Origin of the sequence: Bacillus haynesii (genome assembly GCF_001969855.1) — a bacterium.
Lineage (GTDB): Bacteria > Bacillota > Bacilli > Bacillales > Bacillaceae > Bacillus > Bacillus haynesii.
Map to the genome: position 1 here is coordinate 1 of NZ_MRBL01000071.1, position 1,024 is coordinate 1,024.

The following is a 1,024-nucleotide window of genomic DNA, read 5'->3' on the forward strand; positions in this document are numbered from 1 at the left end:
GGATCAGTATTGGCAGAAACGTGAAATAAATCTTCTCTTGCTACACGATCTATATGATGCTTGATATTTTTGGCATAGGCTGGATCAATTTCGTTTAATTTATCTTGTGCATCATATAAAGACCACATCTCACCAACTGTTTCGTCTCCTACTCGATAAACTACTCCACCAAGTTCATCAAGAACCGTTTCTACATGTTTCCGGATTGCAGTAAGATCCTCTTTCACTTCCGGCATTTTATATGCACTAGAAACAATTTCTCCATCATCTAGTGTGGTTGTCAATTTGTCAGCGAACTTTGCTTCGTGTGCCATATCATACATTCTGGCTTTAACATCAACAATGGGTTTAAAAGATGGGTGTTCAGCTACATTTTTAACCTTTTCCCCATCAATGTAGACTTCCCTGCCGTCATTCAATGAATCCCGATACATCTTTCCTGTCATTAATGGCATAACCATTCCTCCATACTATTTTTTTGTTAAATCAATTTAGCTTGATTAAATTGACCGAACATTCCTCTGTAATACACTAACGGATCTCCAGAATTTATATTTGTTTGGTGTACCTCTGCAAGAAATATAGAATGAGTACCACCTGTAACTTCTTCAACAACACGGCATTCAATCTGCGCTAGAGTGTTATTTAGAACAGGATTTCCAAGCTCCCCATATGACACATCAACCCCCTTAAATTTATCAGTGTTTGCTTTAGAAAATTGCAATCCCAACTCTTTTTGACCTTCATTTAAAAGATTTACCGTAAATGAACCAACTTCCGAAATAGCATGGCACGTTCCTGTTTTTTTATTGACACAGACTAACAACATGGGGGGCTCAAGAGATACTGAACTTACTGCACTAGCAGTAATCCCAAAATTCACTTCTCTATTTCGGACAGTGATTATAGAGACACCACTTGCAAAATGACCAATAGCATTTTTGAATTCTTCTGAGCTTACTAAATTATTAAGTGGATTACTTCCCTTTGAGGAATTCATTCATCTCACTCCTTATCATCCATT

General features: G+C 37.2%; 2 protein-coding genes. Both read right to left on the minus strand.

The window, feature by feature from the left end; genetic code table 11:
* Positions 1-455 (minus strand): 4-hydroxyphenylacetate 3-hydroxylase N-terminal domain-containing protein (locus BTA31_RS22310; protein WP_275667525.1); only part of this gene is annotated, 455 nt, incomplete at its 3' end.
* Between the two features lie 26 nt (positions 456-481).
* Complete coding sequence (locus BTA31_RS22315; RefSeq protein ID WP_076794322.1) at positions 482-1,000, minus strand: flavin reductase family protein; 519 nt, start codon at positions 998-1,000, stop codon at positions 482-484.
* Between the last annotated feature and the right edge of the window lie 24 nt (positions 1,001-1,024).